Genomic DNA, 19,986 nt, shown 5'->3' on the forward strand with positions numbered 1-19,986 from the left:
AAAACTTAGTTAATAAAAGTGATAGTCTAAAGTACAAAATTTCAGGGTAAGAAACAAACCTTTAACAGAGGTCCGATTTCAGCATTTAGTCAATCCGCCTGAACCGCATCATAGCAATATCTCCCATAATAAAATGAAGCGTTTTACCTTCATCGGTAATATCATAACGATTTACCTTTTCGAGCGTACTGATGAAGGTCGGCTCTCCCTGCCCTTCGCAAAACATTTTCGTCATTCCTAAACCTTCTTTAAAGCTTATATTATGACCGTCACGATTCAGTTTTCCGAAAAAGTTATTGCAACTGGTATTGCCACTCACGCGGTTACTGTCTACTTCAATTTTTATAAAGGGTTTTTTATTGGGATACAAGCCTTCAAATGCAATGCGAGGACCGCTGATATAGTCCAATTCCCATGTTCCGTTCAATGCATCTTTTTTGGACGTCATCCCCTTTTTCGCTGTACAGGCAGCAACGACGATGGTTAACATCGTGATTAGTATAAAAACTTTTCTCATATAATCATTATTTACAACCGATAAGACTATTTTCAGCACAACAGGTTTAACTATAAAAAGTTTTTTCAACATATGATCCAATCGAGCGTAATAATAAAAAGAACATTTATTTTATACATCCCACTTGCTGCGCCCATTGGGGCAAGGTGCTTTGGCTTGTCTATTCCGTTGCAACCCGTGGTCAGCTATCCATCCGTGAATCGGAGCCACCCTCTTGCGCAATGGCGTGCCCTTCGTTCGTCGATTCACTGATTACCGTCTGCTTCGCATAATAATGGTGAGGGGCATCTTTGACTGCCGGTTGCTGCCTCCATAGACTAGGCCATTATCGTCCTTTGGAACGATTTTGCAACGGGCTATAGCGCAGGGCATAACGGCCTTCCAGGGTGAGCGTAAAGAAAATTCGGTTAGCAGGGCGTGCTAAAGTGTTATGCGAAAAAGCGAAGGGAAGGAGTTGTGAATAGGGGCGGCTCCGCAGAACAGAGGGATAGGAACCGAATTTTTAGTGAGCACTGGATAGCCTTGATTGTTTGGTTCTTTATGATCAAGCATAAAGAACATATATTAAAAAAGTTGAATAAAATAAACGTTCTTTTAAAATGAGCATTACTCCATGTAAAGTGCAATAAGTCTAACCCATACCACCTATTTCATTTACTGTAATAGAAATTCCTTAACTTTGTAACAAAATATGACTATGCAAACGAAAGAGCCTTTTGATATTACTCTCAACGAGATTGATTATGCGATCTTCCCGGAAGAAGAGGACATCTATACCGTTTATAAAGATGGTGTCGAATATATGAAAATCATGAAAGACACGGAGAATAGCTGGATTAAATTGGATTCGGAAACCGAGCTACCTCGTTTTGAAGCGGACGATGAAATTAACGCTATTGGAAGAGAAATTATAGCTTACGAAGCTCAGTAGTCACCACACGCACACCCACTTTTTCTTTTGCTAAAGCTAAATGGGCTGCCTTATACCATCCGCTTAATGCGATTTCGCGTCCCAACCAAAAACAACACCAGGTAAATAAAGGAGCCGCCAGCACATCGATACTGTAATGCACATGCTGAATCAGCACCATGCTTCCGACCAATAGCGTGGCTATTAAAGCCAATAGCTTATCCACTCGATTTGGTAAACATAAAAAGATAAGAAACATCGTGGAGGTATGACCGGAGAAAAAAAGATCTTTGGTAATAAAACCGGCCTTTCCATAGGCAATATTGCTTAACGGATCCACTAGAGGAATTAATCCGGTGGGAGGGTCTAATGCGACCAACGAAATGGTCAGCATCCGCATAAATACAACCAGCAAGAAGCCATATAATGCGGTAATCATAATGGCAGGGCTAGAAAAACACCGATACAAAAGCAACGCTGCCATCCCCCATATACATACAAATATGGGCGTTGATAAATCCATGGTAGGTAAGAGGTTCAGCAACGGATCATATAAAGGCACTCCATCTCTCAGCTCGATATGATCAAAGAATTGGGGCAGCACAAATAAAAGTACAATAAACAAAAGATGGCCAGCGATCAGCCAGCTTTTAAAAGCCCAACTTTGCATCGCCTGTTTCCAGGTAATGGTTGCCGGGTATTCCATTTGAATTAAAGGTTGCATCTCCTCTCAAAAAAACATTTGCAAATTTGGCTTAACATTTTGATAATATGAAATTAATTTTTTCTAATCTATATTTTTTATGCTCAGACGAATAAAGAACAGATTAAATGTAAGCTTCTTTGTAACGTAAAAGTGAGATAAAGCGCTACTATTTCGTATTGCTGTCACCGTTTTTTAACAACAATGACACATTTACTTTTTTAATCTAATTTCCGAAGAATCTTTCGATCGATATAGAACGTCCCAAAGGGCACGATACAAGCCAGTAGAACCTGCCATGTGGTGGTTCTAAATTTCCATTTTTGCTCTATTCCTACACTAAGCGCATTAAAAACAAATAGCAAAAAAAGCGCACCATGAATAGGGCCCATTAATTTAGTTAAAGAAGGGTTATCGAAATAGTATTTCATCGGTACCGCGACAAAAACGAGGATTAATAACGATATTCCCTCGGCTACACCTATCAGACGGAGCGTAGCAACTTTTGATTGTTTCAAGTGTATCATATTATCTAAAATAAGGTCTGCTAGATAAAGGTGAAAATGGCCATGGAATGGCTATAAAAATAATAAACAAGGCTATTGAAAACCATATCAGCATGGTCCTAAACTTTTCTCCATCTTCCGATTTACGCTTAGCTAAAGAAGAGCCAACAGTAAGGACAACCACCGCGCTAAACATCAAGAAGGCATGGAACAGGGCAAAAAATGCTACGTCCCAATTCGACGAGGTCTCCTCGGTTTCCTTCCAGAAATATTTTATAATAGGGCTTTTGGTATAAAGGATAATTCCAAGCACCAGTTGTATATGTGCAATGGTGGCCGTCCAATGCCTAATTGCATTATCCGTTTTTGAAAAGGGCTTAAGCTGATTAACACCTAGATAGGCACGAACAATAGCGACGACTAGGCTGACTAGCACCAACCACCTGAAAAGAGAATGAAGAAAAATAAGTGTAACGTACATCGTTTTTTAATTAACGAAGCAAAGATATAACAAAACATACTACTCAGTATGTTTTTAGATAAAAAAATTATCTCAGCGAGTTCAAGTAATTCTTAAGTTCCTTTAAATAAGGAACATATACCGATCGATTGTTTTCAAGTTTGCCGAAATTACGGATACCCCAATAACCCGACATAACAAAAAAAGTAACCTGTTTTGCGTCCACGTTCTGTCGTATACGTCCGTCTTTCTTTCCTTTTTCGATCGTTGCGATTAAAGACTTATTCCATTGATTGACGAGTTCGTCAAGTGCTTTCGCAAAACGCTCATTCCAAGGGGCCATTTCTTGCGTTAGATTAGCGGCAGGGCAACCATATTCTACTTTTAGAAATTCGTTTTCCATCAATAGGTGGTACATCATATTATATATGCGTTCTATAGGGTCCTGATCGTTTTTTAAAGGATCAATGAAATTTTTGGCAAAATTAGGTTTAAGAATTTCATTGATAATGGCCAGTCCCATTTCATCTTTATTCTTGAAATGGTAATAGAAGGCTCCTTTCGTTACTTTTGTTGTTGCAAGAATATCATCAATGCTCGTTGTTTGATATCCCTTCGTGTATATGAGTTCAAAGGCTTTTCGTAGAATACTGAATCGAGTTGCTTCCGCCTTTTTCATGCCGGTTTCTTTTGCACAAAGGAAAAAAATTTATTGATAGCAACAAAATGTGAGCTCTTTTCACAAGCAGCGAATTCGGCTCATTTTAAAAGATCCTGCATTTCTCGCCAATGATAAATTTTTACTTTTTCCTTTTGATTTTGTGCAGCCTTTATCATGGCATTAGCCACACGCTCTCCGGCAATACCTCGATATTTTTCAAGCCCCTTCCCTATTAACAGCGGTCCAATAAACCACCATATGGCCATAAAAAATTTTTCCAATGGCCTATTCTCGTCCCGATTTCCCATTAACATGGAAGGTCTGAAAATATGTGTATGATCGAACCCTTGTGCTATGAGATCCCTTTCCACTTCCCCCTTCGTCCTTAAATAAAACACACCGGAGCTAGGATTCGCACCGACGGCCGTCACTAAAAAAACGGCTGTTGCACCTTGTTCTTTGGCTATTTTTGCAGCCAGCACCGGATAGTCGTGGTCAATCTCGTAGTATGCCCTTTGATCAGGTGTTTTATTTTTCGTAGTTCCCAAGGTTATATAAACTTCATCGGCTTTAATATCTTCTTTCAGACTAGGTAAGCTATGATAGTCGCCTATTAACAGTTTCAACTTAGGATGATGAATAGTCAATTTTCTCCGAACAACAACCGTTACGACTTCATAATCTGTACTATTGAGTAATTCCTTTAAAAGATACGAGCCTATAAGGCCGGTGGCACCAAATACAACTGCTTTCTTCATCAGCGTAAAATAATTAATGAATTAGACTTATGCTTCCCTGCCATATTAGTGGAAGGTTTCATTCGCAAGACAAATTACTTCTTTTACAGAAGTAATAACGTGCCAAAAAAGTTTTCATTATCGTCGTTTTTGTGAAGTAGCTCGGGCAACTACCGAAAGCTTAAAAATACTTTTCAAAAGCAACTCCATAGGTAAATAATAGGTTTTCTCGATCTGTACGATTAATACGGTTATATACCAAAGAGCCTTTTAAACTAAGCCATTTATTTAGTTTAAATGCAATATCGTTGTTTAATTTAATATTAAAGTCTGCCGCATCGGTGAGCGAAGGTTGGTAGAAATTACTGCCCTGAATAATGATAAGCTCTTTAAAGACAAATTTGTAAAGGAGTCTAAAAGAGTTTCGTACCGTTTGATAATCTATAGGTAACTCATTTTCAAGAATACTGCTTGCGTCATAGAGAAAGCCGTCGCTTATGTTAAGAAAAACTTCGTTTTTGTCAATCAGGTTATAAGCAACGCCGGCTCCCGCCAATAGTTGGTTTCTAATCTTTAAAGAAAAGCTCGTATTGTAATTCGCTAAACCCCAATAGAAAAACCGAAGATCTTTCCGATAAATATTAAAATCAAGTGAGCTTGAAAAATCGTTATTTGACTGGCTCCCATCCTGGCGTCCATAGAGCCAGTTATTGTTGAAATTTAGTTTAATCCGCTCTTTTGCGATGGAAAAACGGAGTGCGTTGTTCAATAGAAATGCGCTTTTGTCATTTGTTTTATTAATCGAATTCGTGGACGAGAACTGGACGTAATAATTTGTGCTATCCTGCGTCTGACCGTGTGCGAGGCTAATGAAAACAACAAAGAGAACAGAAAACCATAGCTGTTTGACCATTACTAGACAAACTTAGCCAAATTGACAATAAAACACAAGCTAACCTATTGCTTGGTAAACTCACTTACAAAAGACCTTTTCCGAGTAAAAACCCAAACGCAACAGTGATCCAAACGATTCCCCAAACAAATAAAGGAATAAAATATAAATCGTGCTTTCTACCTTTACGTTTAAGATAAAGCCCCAAGGGAACGATTATAATACCGGAAACTAACAAACTGTAAAGAAACCCACGTAAAGTCGAATTTCCTGCTTCGCCAAAAAGCGATATGCCAATCATTATACATACAATGGGTATTAAAATGGCTAAGATTCCCCAACCTCGATAAATCAACATAGTTATCTTATTTTATATTTCAACAAGTTCAGGATTGTAGAATTTTATTTTTCTCGGCATCAAATTCCTCTTGATTGATTATACCTGCATCTAATAAATCCTTCAAATCAAAAAGTGCCTGTTTCTTTTGTGCCATATCCATACCCGCCTGTACGGCTACCTTTGGCATTTCTGCCTGCATCGGCCCGTCAACTATATCATTTGATTGAGCACCAAAATCGATTAATAGGGCGGTTATCTCGTTGAAACCTTGCATATTAGCATAATCGATAGGCTTTTGCTCCAACGCGTTGGCTAAATCTGTGGTTGCGCCATGCGTTAACAAAAACCGGACAACATCTTTCTTACCATAAGCCGCTGCATAATGCAACGCGGTATTGCCTGCGGCGTCTTGCTTATCAATCGCTGCTCCCGCCTCTAACAGTTGTTTTACTAAAGAAAGATAACCGGATTTCGTGGCCGTCTGTAACAAAGTCTCGCCTGCATAATGCGGTTCAAAGCCTAATATAAAAGTACGCGTACCGGTTCGCGCAATCAATTTCCGAATATAATCCCCGTCTCGGCCATCGAAAGAATCGACCGGCCTTGCATAATCGGGAGACAATCCTTTGGATAGAAATAGCGCCAATAGCTCCTTTTGATTACTGCCACACACGTACCACACCGGCGATATACCTTCGGCCGATTCGGCAAAAATATCAGCACCCTGTTCTACTAAACGTTGCGCAATTAAACGGTTACCTAATTTCGTTGCTAAAAGGAGAGGGCCTTCGCTCTGATCATTCACTATGTTGACAGCCGCTCCATTGTCTAAAAGCTTATTAACGATCGGTACCGAGTTCTGTTCAACAGCCAAATTTAACGCCGTATTTCCCTGCTTATCACTTACATTTGCTTCAGCTCCATTATCTAATAGTAATTGCACCATCGGTGGGTACTTATATTGCACAGCAATCAATAAAGGTGATTCTGCCTCATTGTTTAAAGCGTTAATATCGAGTCCGTCAGCGATCAATTTTTCGGCCACCTCCTGTTGTCCGGTTCTTGCGGCAATATGCAATAAGCTGTTACCCAGAAAGTCGTTTATTCGTATATCAGCTCCCTGGTTCATTAAAAACAAGGCCGTTTGTTTCTGTTTTTGCAACAAGGCAAAGTACAGGGGCGTTTCTCCCTGATGGTCTTCATAATTCAGATCCGCACCTGATTTAACTAATTGCTTCACTAGATCCAAATAACCGCGATGCGCCGCATAATGTAATGCTGTACGGCCTTTTTCGTCAGTATAACCCACATCAACTTGTTGTTTTTCCAAAAGGATTTCAGCAATCTTCCTTTTACCTTCTTCACAGGCAATGATAAATGATTGAGACATAATACAACTTATTCTTGTGCTAATAATAATTCTACTGTTTTTGATTTCAGATTGTCACCCATCGCATAATCTACCGCTTTTTTATCGGCTATATTTTCTAATTTGGCATCTACACCTTGTTGTAATAGAAATTTCACCTTTCGGTACAGTTCTTTTGCCTTTGGTTCATCATAATTCAAGTTAAACATACATACCTTATGCAATAACGTGTTGCCTTCATTATCGCGATAGTCGAGATCGAGAGCACCTCTGTGTACCAGGCGCTCCAGTAAGTTGTATGACTTCTCTAAAGCCCAGTCAATTCCTGTTTTTGGCTGATGGTAATAGTCCGACGGCTCCTTAAGGTCACCTCCATGATCTAACAACATATCCAATATTTTATAATTATCATCATTCTCATATACCATGGCGCGCAAAAAACCATTTAAGAGATTCTCTTTTTGTTTGGTTAAAGCATAAAAATCCGGGGTCTGATAATGTAAAAACAACTCCATTATTTTTGCGTCGAATTGAAAAACAGCGGCATGAAAAAAGGCGCTCTCTCCCTGCTTATTTTCAACATTGGGGTCGGCACCGGCTTCCAACAACGCTTTTATCACCTCTATATTCCGCAAACGAACAGCAACATGAAGGGGTGTATTCCCCTCAACATTGGCAGCATTTATATCTAGGCCTTCTGCTATCAACCATGTTACAAGCTCACTTCGATAGGCTTCGGGTTTCATCCCGTAATTACATATCTTGTAAAGAAGCGTTTGGTCGTATTTATCTTTCCGATGAATGTCTGCCCCTTGATCCACTAATATTTTCAATAAGGAGACGGGCGCATTCACCTCAATCGCATAGTTGAGTAAAGTAATCCCCCCTACTTCTTCGTCAATTTCATCGATCCGGGTGGCAAAAGTTTCAAACCAAGCTAAATAACCAGCTAAGTCCTGCAATTGCAGACTATCGATGCGTAAGAATGTGTTAATAATACTATTGTCAAATTTGTCGTATAGATAAAGATCCGTTTCGATCAAACCTTTCCGAATAAAAAGGTCGATTATTTCGTATTGACTCGATTTAATCAACTGAGTGACGGCAGATCCAAGTGCATAATCTTGAAAATCTTTAGCACTTGTAGCCTGTTCGGTTATCGCCTTGAGTTGTTCCGAATCTTTAGCCCTTGCGGCGGACTCTATTGCTCTTAATTCGTCGTTTGTCATATTTCTAATGGGATGTGAACAAAACTAGCGAATTTGCCACTATCGGCTCCCCCTGAAATCAGCTATTTTTTGAAGAGCCGGGTAGGGCTTGTTTTCTGTCTACACAACAAACTTGAAGCTTAAGTTAGGTGGGCACGAGCTGCTAAACTTCTATTTTATTTCACAAAAGTATGTTTCATTTTATATTTGGTATAAATAAGAACCTATCAAAAACTTTTTTTTTGAAATACTATTGCTTTCTTAAAAATATTATCTATATTCACAGAAATGTTACAATTATGAGAGACTAAATTCAATTAAAGTCAGACTAATACAAACACAAGAACAATACAAGCAACCGATCAATACATTTTATTGATAGCAACAGAGAACAGAATTTAAGCCATCAACCAGCTTAATCCCTCGTTTATTAAACATTATTGTGCAATAGATCCTTAGAGGTTTTCTGTTATTCTCAATAACTTAATCGTGTAATCGATCGTAAAGCACTTACCCTATCAATTTATTTACGGACTCGATGCTGTGAAGCAGGCGATCACATTTGTGAAACAAAAAAATGTGCGCTCGGATATTTATTGTGCTTTTTGAAAGCATTTGCAGGCCAACCTAATGTAACACAACCCGTTCTTAAACAACAATTTATAACCAAAATCACTTAACATGAAGAAAGTTTTGCTATGCTTAATGTTCTTTAGTCAATGGCTCTTATTGGGAGCGCAGACAAGAAGTATCATCGGAAAAGTATCCGATCAGACGGATGGCCAACCGTTACCCGGCGTATCCATCAAAGTAAAAGGAACGAATATCGGCACTTCCACCGACGAAGAGGGTCGATTCAATTTACAAACCACTTTAAACAACTTATCGCTCGAAGTTTCATTTTTGGGTTACGAATCGCAAACTGTTACCGTCGCAGCCAATAACAACACCCCTCTTAATATACGTTTGGTTGCGTCAGACAATAAACTGAACGAGGTGGTAGTTACCGCTTTGGGGATTGAACGTAAAGCTAAAAGCTTGACTTACTCTACCCAGACTGTGAAGGGCGATGAACTGACGCGTGTTAAAGATGTAAACCCGATGAATAACTTAACCGGCAGAATTTCGGGACTTCAGATTAACCGCAGCTCGTCCGGGATGGGCGGTTCTGTTAATATTGTCTTAAGAGGTATGAAATCGAACCGCAGTAATCAACCGCTTTATGTAGTAGACGGTTTGCCGATTACCAATACTGCGGGCAGTGGTTCTGAAGGACCATTCGGTGGCGGAACAGACAAAGGCGATATCCTCAGTACCCTGAATGCAGATGATATCGCTAGTATCAACGTGTTAAAAGGCGCCTCTGCTTCTGCACTCTATGGCAGTCAGGGAGCCAACGGAGCCATTATGATTACCACTAAAAAAGGAGCGGCCGGGCGTATGCGACTGGATATATCCTTCGGCGTGACAATTGATAAACCTTTTTACTTACCCAAGCTGCAATATAAATATGGCCAGTCGACGCCCGATAGTGAAGAAAGTTGGGGTGAAGCAGGCTCCTTTTCAGACCCTGTAAAAGATTTCTTCGATACAGGGACCACCTTTATTAATTCAGTTAGTTTTAGTGGCGGCACGGAAAAGATGCAGAATTATTTCTCTTATGGCAACACCACGAATAAAGGGGTACTTCCAACCAACACATTCGATCAGCATACCGTATCGCTTCGCAATACATCCAACTTCTTCGACAATAAATTGTCCTTCGATGGCAGCTTAATGTACTCCTATCAGAAGATACATAATCGCCCTGCCTCCGGTTTGTATTTCAGTCCCTTAAGTGGCCTATATATGTTTCCTCGCGGGCAGGATTTCGAAAAATATAAAACCTTCGAATACTTTTCGTCGTCAAGAAATCTATATTTACAGGACTGGTGGAATATCAATGCCGATGCTGGTCTTACGGGCACGCACCATCAGCAGAACCCGTTCTGGGTATTGCATCGAAATCCGACTGATCAGAACCGCAACAACATTATCGGCCAGGCGCAACTGCGTTACAATATAACTGATTGGCTGAATGTCACGGCACGAGGGACCCTTAACAAGCGTTGGGATAAGTGGCAACGCCGAACCTATGCCGGTACCCAAGGCGTCATTTCCGGAGAAACCATTGCGGGCGTGCTGAATGATAATGGTCGATATCAACGCGAAGAAGGAGAAAGTACCGCCTTATATGGAGATTTATTAGTCAACGGAAACAAGCAGTTCGACGATTGGAATCTGACATTTACGGCAGGTACGTCCATTAATGATGTACGCGAAAGCGGTTGGATATTGGATCAGCGTCGATTAGCTATTGCCAATGTTTTCCTATTAAGTAATATCTACCGAAATTCGCCCATCACCAGTCTAACAGAAACTGCCAACAAAAGACAGGTTCAGTCGTTATTTGGCTCAGCCAACATCGGTTACAAAGAGAAGGTTTATGTCGATCTCACCGCACGGAACGACTGGTCCTCAACATTGGCTTTCACGCCCAACAAAAGCAAAGGGTATTTTTACTGGTCGGCCGGGTTAACCACCATCCTGTCGGAACTGATGACACTTCCCGCTTTTATCAATTATAGTAAATTACGCTTCTCTTACGCACAGGTAGGTAACGATGTAGCCGCCTTTTCAACATTTCCGGTAAATACGTTAGCCACCGGAACACTGACGGCTAATGTTTCTGGCCCGTATAAAGGGCTTCCGCTTAAACCCGAAATTAGCAGAAGTTTTGAACTTGGTTATGAAGGTCGCTTCTTTAACGACCGCGTTAACATAGATTTAGCACTATATAAGACCAATACAAAGAATCAATATTTCTCTTATGACGGCCCCGTCGGCGCGGTATATACTACCGTGTTTCTCAATGCCGGAAATGTCGAAAACAAAGGGATTGAGCTTGCCTTAGGTGTTGACGCGATCAAAACCGAGCGTTTCACATGGAATACGGGCGTGAACTTTACGGCAAACCGCAACAAAATATTAGAGTTGGCGCCCGGCCTTGGCGAACGCTATAGTATTGGTGGCAATTTCAATGTTCTGCGCCTGGGTGGATCTTTCGGTGACTTTTGGGGACGCACATTCTTACGTGATGCGAATGGTACTCTTATCGTGGACGAAAACGGAAGACCTCAAGGCGGGCCCGATGGCTACCTTGGCAATAATAATCCTAAATCTATCATTGGATGGAACAATACGGTAAGCTATGGAGACTTCTCGCTGAGCCTTACCATCGATGGCCGTTTTGGTGGCCAGGTTATCAGCATTACTCAAGGTTATTTAAATTCTTTCGGTGTGAGCCAAGAAAGCGCCGATGCCCGTGATCGGGGCGGTGTAGATGTTCCGGCGGTACAAGCCGATGGCACGCCATGGCAAGGTCTATTACCAGCACAGGCTTATTATGGTGCAATCGGTAACCGGGATGGAATTATTGAAGGGCAAATTTACGATGCCACCAATATTCGCCTACGCGAGCTTTCTATCAGTTATAAATTGCCGATCAAATGGCGCGCGGTTCAACAAGCTTCGCTCAGTCTTTCCGGAAGGAACCTGTTTTTCTTTAAAAACGATGCTCCATATGATCCGGAGCTTAACACAACCACCGGTGTCGGAGGCCAGGGTTATGATATTTTTGGCTTACCCACTACCAGAAGTTTCGGTTTAACATTAAAAGCATCTTTCTAATTGACAACATTATGGACACGATCAATAAATTTAAAAAATACAGCATACTTTTCATTGCGTTCATCGGATTAGCCGTCGGTCAGAGTTGTACGGACAAGTTCGAAGAGATCAACACCAGCCCTGTGGGCGTTACAGATGATCAGGCAAACGCCGATTATGCTTTAATAGCATCCTTTCTAGCACAGGCACAACGCGACATTATTCCGGAGGATGTGGGCGAATACCAACTAGCCAATAATTTGTGCAGCGACGCCTATGGCGGTTACTTTGGTGCGCAGGCGCCTTTTGTGGGTAATGCCAATAATCTAACCTATAGCCTAGTGCAAGGTTGGTATCAGGCTATTTGGGTGCAGCGTTATATTAAAGCGATGAATCCGTTATATCGTGTGATCGAATTGACGAAAGAAGATCAAAATTTACAGGATATTTACGCTTTTTCCCTTGTGCTAAAGGTAGCGGCCATGCATCGTACTAGCGATAAGGTCGGCCCGATTATTTATAGTAAGTATAATGTGATCAACGATGATGGCGGAATCTCTTATGACTCGCAGGAACAAGCCTATACCCTATTTTTTGAGGACTTAAATAAAGCGATTGACATCCTAAAAACGATTCAAAACACGGAGGATTCTCCGGCCATGCAGAAGGCCGACCTTGCCTATACCTCGAAACGGTATAGCCATTGGCTTAAATTTGCCAATACATTGCGTTTGCGACTGGCTTTACGCATCGCTTATGTCAATCCTACATTAGCTAAAACTGAGGGCGAGAAAGCCCTGGACCCGGTAAATGGCGGTTTATTGGAAAATGTAGTCGATAACTGCTACATCACCTTAAGTGTAGACCATCCCTTAAACATCATCACCAGTAGTTGGAGTGATACCCGACTGGGTGCTCCATTTGAATCTATTTTACGCGGTTACAACGACCCTCGTCTACCCAAACTATTCCTTACCGCAACGGACCCCGCTGTCGCCGGACAATATAAGGGGATCCGTTCCGGTATTAACATTGATGCCAAAAGCCGGTACGACAATTACTCCAAATTGCAACCACAGGCTATGAAGATGCAATTAATGGTAGCTCCCGAAAGCTGGTTTTTGAAAGCCGAAGCGGCATTGAGAGGTTGGAGCAATGCAGGAGATGCGAAAACCAATTATGAGACAGGCATCGACCGGTCTTTTGAGATGTATAATTTAACCGCTCAAGCAAGCGCTTATAAGAATGATGCAACAAGCATGGCTATGCCTTACGTAGACCCGAAGGCTGTTAAGAGCGGAGAAAATGATGTCCCCGCTTCTTCCCCATACTTGAGTAAAATCACAATCAAATGGGATGATGCAGCTGTTAACGCGGTTAAGCTGGAACGCATTATTACCCAGAAGTGGATTGCTATATTTCCGGATGGTGATGAAGCCTGGGCTGAATATCGGCGCACCGGTTATCCTATTCTATTTCCCGTTGTAGTGAATTATAGTGGTGGAACGATACCTACTATTCCCGGCGTTAGACGGATGCCCTATCCGCAACGTGAATATAACAGTAATAGTGCGGCAGTAGCCGAGGCTGTTGAGATGCTAGGCGGGCAAGATAATGGCGGGACCCGTTTGTGGTGGGACGTTGCTGATAAAACCTTTTAATAATTAAGCATTAAAAAGGTCTGAATAGTTAAATTATTCAGACCTTTTCTGTTGTTTGAAAAAAGTCTAATTTTCGATATTCCTATTATTTGGATTACACAAAATATTTCGATATTTTTTTCTTTAACAAAAAAAATTATTATCTTGCAACGTACTGATAAGAAGTCTAAATTTCTTAAACCTGTTCCTAAACGCAGGGCTCAGTTATCGGAAAAATCACAAAGGCTTCTTCTATTTTGCGTTATGGCGCTTTAACCTTTAGGTTTTGCACATGTAATCGCAGACTAGGAAGATAGAGAGGGAAAGATTTATTGTTCTTAAACATATAGGCACCGCTTTAAACGAAGCGCTGTGCCTTCAAAAGATCTTAGGTGATTAGCTTATGGCTTTTCGCTTAAAAGGTTTTGTTCTGTGTTTGTTTGGCACACGCCTGCGGCCCTCTCCCCGAGGGCTGCTTACGGCGTGGCATGGAAAAACAAATACAAATACAAAAAAACCCCGGCACTGCATGCAGTGCCGGGGTTTTCTTTTAGCTTTTTTTACTTAATAAGTAGTAGTATCTTGCTCGGTAACTGTTGTATCCCCATCTTGCGAGCTTTCAGGCGCCTTATCAATCAGCTCCATAAATTGATCCAACTTAGGTGTAATGATGATCTGGGTACGTCTGTTGCGCGTTCTTCCAGCCTCCGTATCATTGCTTGCAATTGGGTTATATTCTCCACGTCCACCAGCAGTAAGTCGCTTAGGATCTACCCCGTAGTCGTTTTGCAAGGCCTGTACCACCGATGAAGCACGCAGCGCACTTAAATCCCAGTTGTTCCGGATGTTCTTCTGCGAAATTGGTACATTGTCCGTATTACCTTCGATTAACACTTCATACTCCTTGTAATCCATGATAATCTTAGCAATTTTACCTAATGTTTCGCCGGCAGCCGGAGAAATTTCATAACTACCCGATTTATAGAGCATGTTATCCGAAAGCGAGATATAAACCACACCTTTTAACACTTGAACATCCACATCCTGCATCTCTTCACGGCTCAAGGAGCGCGTCAGATTATTGGTCAACACCATATTAAGCGAGTCGCTTTTAGCCTTGGTATTCACCAAATGCTGGATGTATTTGTTAGAAGCATTAATTTCATCCACTAACTTGGCGATGTTGGCATTGCCCTGGCCGCTGTTGGTTAAACATTTATCCAAAGCCGCCTGTAGCGAATTTACATTCGACTTGTACTGCGCGATCTGTTCTTCTAGATCCGTTACGCGAGATTTGGCATTCGTCAATTCATGCTGACTATTCAGGAACTTTAAATCCAAGTCCTTATACTTCGTTTGCAACTCGGTATAATCGCTTTGCAAAGCTGTATACTTTTTGTTGCCCACACAAGCACTTGCAAGTAGCGCTATGGCTAGAACTGCAAGGGGCAAACTAAACACTTTCTTGTACATAATTGTTTTCATTTATCAATAAGCAATGTCTTATATGTAAATATCGTGCCAAAAGTAGAAGGCAGTACGCTATAAGCTATAGGCTTTAGGCTAAATCGTTACATAGAGGCGTCCTTGATCCGACCTTGAGCCGTGTTCTATCCGTGTCCTATTCCCCCTATATCCCAGTGATATCCCTATACAGTACGTAAAAAAGCCCAAAACACGGCTTTTTAAGCAATACCTATCGGACTACTATCGGACTCGAATATAGTAAGGATGTGCATCAGTTTATAGACGGCTGCTACAGCTGTTAAAATATGTTAAAGTTGCTAGCCAGGTAGGTTGAACTTTTTAATTGGCAGAAATAGCAATAAATCCGGCACCGTGTCTGCCAAAATCGTTTGCTATTTCGCTGAGCAAAATATAAATATCTTCATCGTACTTTAGTATTATTTCAACAGCATCACAGCATATACAACCAACTTTAAACCAATTCCAACTGACATTGAAATAAACACGAACAGCATGGTAGTAAATCCAACTGCATTTAAAACAAAGTAAGTTGTCTTTACTATAAAGGCGATCAACTTTAACACAATTCCAAACAACTTTATATTAAAGATATACAGAATTAACTTGACCCCAACCGGAAATAACTCAATTCCACCTGTCTTTATAGTAAAGGCAAACGGCTTTACGATAAACCCGTCTGATTTTATAATAAATGCAACGGACATCAACACAATGTCGACCGACATTATTAAAAACCCGTATGACTTAGAAACAAAGTTATATCGGTTTGCTTTAATTCCGCGCGTCTTTAATATCATCCCGATCGGAATTGGCACAAAGCCATACGGAAATACGATAAAGACGACCGGGATCAAGTTGAATACAAAAGTCCTTGTTACAAAGTCAATATGATCCATGATAAAGACAATCGTCTTTATGGTAGGTTCTCTGGATTAATGGTTATTTATCTGTTTCGATTATCGATCTCCAAATAAGGGTAAGGAACTTAACTATCAAAGAAGAAGGGCGAGTGCTGAAAGAATAGATTCTTGAGTTGGTGGATATTGAGCAAGAACACCGGTAATCGCATGAAGCTAATCAGCAATTTGAGAGTAACAAATTTATAAAAACAAATTTGAGTTTATCTCTACCAAGCATAAAATTAATTTCATATAATCAAAACCAAATTTCGTCCTCATAAAATGGCATTCTGTGTAATTTTTTTGATTTAGCCGATTTTAATCACTTGCTTTGCGACCGTTCAACGAGGCCTTGCCTCCTAAACTTATATTTATGTTTATGAAGTATTTCAAAAAATCATTAGTAGTGCCTATGGTACTGCTCAGCCTATCCTTCGCAGCCTGTAACAAGGATAATGCAGTTCAACAAGTGACAAAAGAAAAAGCCCAAATTGAGACCCTACGGCAGTTTCTAGCAGAAAAAATGCATTTAGACGTTTCTTCCATTGTGTTTAATAAAGAAACCCAAGCGTTTAAACTACCCGGGGACTACGATCGTGAGCTTAAGTATGAAGATGTTCTTGATGTTTATAACCGTGATAAAAACCTAGATAAGAAATAAATGAAAAAACTGTTATATACATTATTAGCCCTCGTTACCTTAGTCAATACCGCAACGAGCCAAGTGATAGATATAAAAATCGGGAATTGGGGAGTTCAAAACATATATCTTCATGATGGGAAAATCAAGTATGAGTCCAACAGTGGCGAAACTCCATTCAATACCGTCATGCAATTCCAACGATACGATGGTTCCACACAAGTTAAAGCGCAAGCGATCTATGTTTTAGATGCCAACGGCTCTGAAACCGCAATTTCTGATAGTATTTTTGTAACTACCTCTGATTTTACACAAGCTACCGGCACTTATTGGAGTAAGGAATTTGCTAAAACAGCAAAGCTGCAACCAAATAACAAGGCCGGAGTTGTGAAGCTCAAATGGCGTTATTGGGATACTTATAGCGGAACAACGCCAAAATGGTCATCGTATTATTATGCTAGTAAGACGTATGGAACGATTTCCGCAGGCGATATAGAAACACCTTATCCCGCAGGTTCAATTTCCGTACCAGCAGATTATGATGGAGATGGAAAAATGGATATATCTATCAAAGACGCGAGCGGATACTGGAGAATAGACTACGCAAAAAACGGATTCGGTGTTTGGGATGTGGTTTTAGCCAACTATGGCAATTCTATTGAGGCCGTACCAGTACCTGCTGACTATGATGGGGATGGCAAAACTGATTTAGCCATTAAGGATTCGAACGGCTATTGGCGGATAGACTATGCAGCCAATGGATTTGGTTCCATTGATATAGCTTTGCCAAATTATGGAAACTCTCCCAAAGCTTTACCTGTACCAGCCGACTACGATGGTGACGGCAAAGCAGACTTAGCAATCAAAGATGATAATGGCTATTGGCGGATAGATTATGCCAATAATGGTTACGGTTCAATCGATGCTGTATTCGCCGGTTACGGAAATTCGACAGACGCCATTCCTGTCCCAGCGGATTACGATGGTGACGGCAAAGCAGATTTGGCTATTAAAGATAAAAACGGATATTGGTGGATAGATTATGCCGCAAACGGATTTGGTTCTTTTAACGTTTCGTTACCGAATTATGGATATTCAAATGCTATACCAGCGCCAGCCGATTACGACGGTGATGGTAAAGCAGACCTTGCAATCAAAGATACCAATGGTTATTGGTGGATAGATTATGCCGCAACAGGTTTTGGTTCTTTTGACATAAAATTTCCGAACTATGGCAATTCAATCGATGCAGTGCCAGCGCCCGCTGATTATGACGGAGATGGGAAGGCAGACCTCGCCATAAAAGATGCAAACGGATATTGGAGGATAGACTATGCAAATAATGGTTATGGCACATGGGATGTAGTTGTTAATTTGAGATAAGCTCTCAATACAAAACGCCTAGGATACAAAGTTAAATGCTTTCTCTTAGGCGTTTTGGTAAATTATAGCATGTGCACTTACTAAAAGTATAGCCACATTTAGTTGCAACAATATAACCTGCTCATTCTATTTTGACCAGCAGTAATTTCATTCCCGACAATGGTTAGATAAACCGCGTAATTGCCTCATTCATCATTTTTTACATTAATTTTGTAATCCAAAGGACAGCAAACAGCTTTAAGCTTTACGTTTTTAATAGGCTGTATTAACCAATCTGGCAGCTAGCGCTATATTTTCATCGTCCAATCCGTTCAAATCATTATTTATAACCATTTACTGTTATAAAGTCAGTACGCAAAAGGCACAACTAGAACATAAATCACGAACGTCCCCTTTTTTGAAGAAAGAGGGACAAATAATTAGAACAGTACGCATATTTGATTCAGTCACGCATAACCCAATAAATCAAACAACAAAAAAGTTACATCCAAACTGTATCATAGAACATATTCCTTCGTTTTTTATTTAAGTCATGATATAAAAACAACATTACACTTCCTATTAACATCTACAAAAGTTATGGGAAAAGACGTAAAAAAAATCTTAATAGCGACAAATCATTTGGAAAGCGTAGGTGGCTCTGAACTTTATACATACGATTTAATTAAAGCGCTGAGTGAGCTAGCGGGTATAGAGGTAGAATATTTCACTTTTGATAAGGGATTGATTTCTGATAAAATAGAAGGAGAGTTAAAAATTCCTTTTATGTCAAAAAAGAAATATGATCTAATTTTTGCTAATCATAACTCTACTGTAAGAGAACTGTTTTCGAGAGCTCCAATCATACAGATCTGTCATGGCGTGTTACCCGAACTTGAGCAACCCTCTCCTCTTGCAGATTTTCATGTGGCGATTTCGGAGGAGGTATCATTACATCTAAATGAATTAGGTTATCAAAATGAGGTAATATTAAATGGAATAGATATACAGTCTAAAAGGCCGATAACTTCGCCTAGTCGCAAACTAAAAAGAGTGCTTTCATTATGTCAAAGTGAAAAAGCGAACATCGCATTAAAGGAGATCTGCACGTCTAAGGGTTTAGACTTTTCCTCCTATAATAAGCATAAAAACCCAATTATTGAAGTGGAAAAAGTAATTAACCGCTTTGATTTGGTCGTAGGAATTGGAAGATCCATCTATGATGCCATGGCATGTGGAAGACCTTGTCTAATATATGATAATAGAGGATATAATGGAAATAGAGCAGACGGTTATTTACGTCCAGAAAATTTTTGGAAATATATCACAAAGAACTGTTCTGGTCGGTATTTGAACAGGCAGTACAAAGAAACAGAATTAATACGGGAAATGGAGAAATACGATCCCAAAGACGGAGAACGACTTAGGGAAATCGCCTTATCAGCCTTAAATGCTCATGATATGGCCCGTAATCTATTACTTATGACTGATTATTTAACGTGGCGAAATCGTTTGAATAAATGGAAAAGATTCACAAACAACGCCAAGCTCGTCAAGCGCGCTTTTTTCTATAAAAGGATATATAATGCAACGAAGTGGACATACTTTAATAAAACATATTAAATATTGGGCTTACCTAAAAGTCCTCAACCATATCCAAAAACTTCCAAAGGATTGCTCGTAATTGTAAAGATCTAACAAACAAGGATCAATCGCCCCTAGACACTTTAATTCCTCATTGGGAATTTCATTTAGAAAATATATCGTTTTCATCTGTTTTAAACGTCAACTCTTGGGTGAAAAGATCTATCTTAAAGCCAATATACCTGATGAAGTACTTAAATAAGCTCAACAACTTCAGCAGCGTTTACTAGATCAAGCAATCTGTCGATATATCATCATGTAGTCCATTTCACCGAAATCTATACCCTTTAAAAAAAGAACAG

The 19,986-nt window shown here is 40.2% G+C and carries 17 protein-coding genes; 6 read left to right on the forward strand and 11 right to left on the reverse strand.

Annotated elements, in window-relative coordinates; genetic code table 11:
- Window positions 1-85 precede the first annotated feature (85 nt).
- On the reverse strand, window positions 86-517 hold the full coding sequence (locus tag M1D52_RS18805) for an META domain-containing protein (protein ID WP_041388196.1): 432 nt from the start codon (window positions 515-517) through the stop codon (window positions 86-88).
- Between the two features lie 697 nt (window positions 518-1,214).
- Here M1D52_RS18805 and M1D52_RS18810 point away from each other — a divergent pair.
- On the forward strand, window positions 1,215-1,448 hold the full coding sequence (locus M1D52_RS18810; protein WP_013665731.1) for a hypothetical protein: 234 nt from the start codon (window positions 1,215-1,217) through the stop codon (window positions 1,446-1,448).
- On the opposite strand, the gene M1D52_RS18815 is transcribed toward M1D52_RS18810, so the two are convergent.
- From M1D52_RS18815 to M1D52_RS18855, 9 genes are all read right to left on the reverse strand, one after another.
- Complete coding sequence (locus M1D52_RS18815; RefSeq protein WP_404274029.1) at window positions 1,426-2,151, reverse strand: phosphatase PAP2-related protein; 726 nt, start codon at window positions 2,149-2,151, stop codon at window positions 1,426-1,428. The genes M1D52_RS18810 and M1D52_RS18815 overlap by 23 nt on opposite strands.
- Window positions 2,152-2,351: 200 nt before the next feature.
- Window positions 2,352-2,657 (reverse strand): DUF3817 domain-containing protein, encoded by a 306-nt coding sequence (locus tag M1D52_RS18820; protein ID WP_130856946.1) that lies wholly within the window; start codon window positions 2,655-2,657, stop codon window positions 2,352-2,354.
- A gap of 1 nt (window position 2,658) precedes the next feature.
- Complete coding sequence (locus M1D52_RS18825; RefSeq protein ID WP_013665728.1) at window positions 2,659-3,117, reverse strand: hypothetical protein; 459 nt, start codon at window positions 3,115-3,117, stop codon at window positions 2,659-2,661.
- Between the two features lie 67 nt (window positions 3,118-3,184).
- Window positions 3,185-3,775 carry a TetR/AcrR family transcriptional regulator gene (locus tag M1D52_RS18830; protein ID WP_377612289.1) on the reverse strand — a complete coding sequence of 197 codons (591 nt, stop codon included), beginning with the start codon at window positions 3,773-3,775 and terminating at the stop codon, window positions 3,185-3,187.
- Between the two features lie 80 nt (window positions 3,776-3,855).
- Entirely contained in the window at window positions 3,856-4,515 is a 660-nt protein-coding gene (locus M1D52_RS18835) for an NAD(P)H-binding protein (RefSeq protein WP_377612291.1), read from the reverse strand.
- 160 nt (window positions 4,516-4,675) lie between these two features.
- Entirely contained in the window at window positions 4,676-5,407 is a 732-nt protein-coding gene (locus M1D52_RS18840; RefSeq protein WP_013665725.1) for a DUF481 domain-containing protein, read from the reverse strand.
- A gap of 64 nt (window positions 5,408-5,471) precedes the next feature.
- On the reverse strand, window positions 5,472-5,744 hold the full coding sequence (locus M1D52_RS18845; RefSeq protein WP_013665724.1) for a hypothetical protein: 273 nt from the start codon (window positions 5,742-5,744) through the stop codon (window positions 5,472-5,474).
- A 28-nt stretch (window positions 5,745-5,772) separates the two neighbouring features.
- Window positions 5,773-7,116, reverse strand: a complete 1,344-nt coding sequence (locus M1D52_RS18850) for an ankyrin repeat domain-containing protein (RefSeq protein WP_437393293.1) — start codon at window positions 7,114-7,116, stop codon at window positions 5,773-5,775.
- 8 nt (window positions 7,117-7,124) lie between these two features.
- Window positions 7,125-8,324, reverse strand: a complete 1,200-nt coding sequence (locus M1D52_RS18855) for an ankyrin repeat domain-containing protein (protein WP_437393292.1) — start codon at window positions 8,322-8,324, stop codon at window positions 7,125-7,127.
- Window positions 8,325-8,984: 660 nt separating this feature from the next.
- On the opposite strand from M1D52_RS18855, the gene M1D52_RS18860 reads away from it, so the two are divergent.
- Both M1D52_RS18860 and M1D52_RS18865 read left to right on the forward strand, forming a co-directional pair.
- Window positions 8,985-12,032 (forward strand): SusC/RagA family TonB-linked outer membrane protein, encoded by a 3,048-nt coding sequence (locus M1D52_RS18860; protein ID WP_437393291.1) that lies wholly within the window; start codon window positions 8,985-8,987, stop codon window positions 12,030-12,032.
- Window positions 12,033-12,043: 11 nt separating this feature from the next.
- Window positions 12,044-13,672 carry a SusD/RagB family nutrient-binding outer membrane lipoprotein gene (locus tag M1D52_RS18865; protein WP_437393290.1) on the forward strand — a complete coding sequence of 543 codons (1,629 nt, stop codon included), beginning with the start codon at window positions 12,044-12,046 and terminating at the stop codon, window positions 13,670-13,672.
- A 543-nt stretch (window positions 13,673-14,215) separates the two neighbouring features.
- On the opposite strand, the gene M1D52_RS18870 is transcribed toward M1D52_RS18865, so the two are convergent.
- Complete coding sequence (locus M1D52_RS18870) at window positions 14,216-15,124, reverse strand: OmpA/MotB family protein (RefSeq protein ID WP_013665719.1); 909 nt, start codon at window positions 15,122-15,124, stop codon at window positions 14,216-14,218.
- A gap of 1,293 nt (window positions 15,125-16,417) precedes the next feature.
- On the opposite strand from M1D52_RS18870, the gene M1D52_RS18875 reads away from it, so the two are divergent.
- The 3 genes from M1D52_RS18875 (at window position 16,418) to M1D52_RS18885 (ending at window position 19,663) form a co-directional block, all read left to right on the forward strand.
- Window positions 16,418-16,699: a hypothetical protein gene (locus tag M1D52_RS18875; RefSeq protein WP_437393289.1), complete on the forward strand. Its 282-nt coding sequence runs from the start codon at window positions 16,418-16,420 to the stop codon at window positions 16,697-16,699.
- The gene (locus tag M1D52_RS18880) at window positions 16,700-18,061 is read left to right on the forward strand and encodes an FG-GAP repeat domain-containing protein (protein WP_437393288.1); all 1,362 of its coding nucleotides are present in this window, start codon (window positions 16,700-16,702) and stop codon (window positions 18,059-18,061) included.
- Window positions 18,062-18,640: 579 nt separating this feature from the next.
- The gene (locus M1D52_RS18885; protein WP_437393287.1) at window positions 18,641-19,663 is read left to right on the forward strand and encodes a glycosyltransferase family protein; all 1,023 of its coding nucleotides are present in this window, start codon (window positions 18,641-18,643) and stop codon (window positions 19,661-19,663) included.
- The last annotated feature ends 323 nt before the right edge of the window (window positions 19,664-19,986 follow it).

The sequence above is a fragment of the Olivibacter sp. SA151 genome (assembly GCF_054130995.1).

Excerpts from the sequence above, each read along its gene's own strand:
- M1D52_RS18885 (WP_437393287.1), top strand. The coding sequence starts at position 18,641 with ATGGGAAAAGACGTAAAAAAAATCTTAATAGCGACAAATCATTTGGAA.
- M1D52_RS18865 (WP_437393290.1), top strand. The coding sequence starts at position 12,044 with ATGGACACGATCAATAAATTTAAAAAATACAGCATACTTTTCATTGCG.
- M1D52_RS18870 (WP_013665719.1), bottom strand. The coding sequence starts at position 15,124 with ATGTACAAGAAAGTGTTTAGTTTGCCCCTTGCAGTTCTAGCCATAGCG.
- M1D52_RS18820 (WP_130856946.1), bottom strand. The coding sequence starts at position 2,657 with ATGATACACTTGAAACAATCAAAAGTTGCTACGCTCCGTCTGATAGGT.
- M1D52_RS18845 (WP_013665724.1), bottom strand. The coding sequence starts at position 5,744 with ATGTTGATTTATCGAGGTTGGGGAATCTTAGCCATTTTAATACCCATT.
- M1D52_RS18860 (WP_437393291.1), top strand. The coding sequence starts at position 8,985 with ATGAAGAAAGTTTTGCTATGCTTAATGTTCTTTAGTCAATGGCTCTTA.
- M1D52_RS18835 (WP_377612291.1), bottom strand. The coding sequence starts at position 4,515 with ATGAAGAAAGCAGTTGTATTTGGTGCCACCGGCCTTATAGGCTCGTAT.
- M1D52_RS18815 (WP_404274029.1), bottom strand. The coding sequence starts at position 2,151 with ATGCAACCTTTAATTCAAATGGAATACCCGGCAACCATTACCTGGAAA.
- M1D52_RS18880 (WP_437393288.1), top strand. The coding sequence starts at position 16,700 with ATGAAAAAACTGTTATATACATTATTAGCCCTCGTTACCTTAGTCAAT.
- M1D52_RS18825 (WP_013665728.1), bottom strand. The coding sequence starts at position 3,117 with ATGTACGTTACACTTATTTTTCTTCATTCTCTTTTCAGGTGGTTGGTG.
- M1D52_RS18875 (WP_437393289.1), top strand. The coding sequence starts at position 16,418 with ATGAAGTATTTCAAAAAATCATTAGTAGTGCCTATGGTACTGCTCAGC.
- M1D52_RS18850 (WP_437393293.1), bottom strand. The coding sequence starts at position 7,116 with ATGTCTCAATCATTTATCATTGCCTGTGAAGAAGGTAAAAGGAAGATT.
- M1D52_RS18840 (WP_013665725.1), bottom strand. The coding sequence starts at position 5,407 with ATGGTCAAACAGCTATGGTTTTCTGTTCTCTTTGTTGTTTTCATTAGC.
- M1D52_RS18810 (WP_013665731.1), top strand. The coding sequence starts at position 1,215 with ATGCAAACGAAAGAGCCTTTTGATATTACTCTCAACGAGATTGATTAT.
- M1D52_RS18805 (WP_041388196.1), bottom strand. The coding sequence starts at position 517 with ATGAGAAAAGTTTTTATACTAATCACGATGTTAACCATCGTCGTTGCT.
- M1D52_RS18855 (WP_437393292.1), bottom strand. The coding sequence starts at position 8,324 with ATGACAAACGACGAATTAAGAGCAATAGAGTCCGCCGCAAGGGCTAAA.
- M1D52_RS18830 (WP_377612289.1), bottom strand. The coding sequence starts at position 3,775 with ATGAAAAAGGCGGAAGCAACTCGATTCAGTATTCTACGAAAAGCCTTT.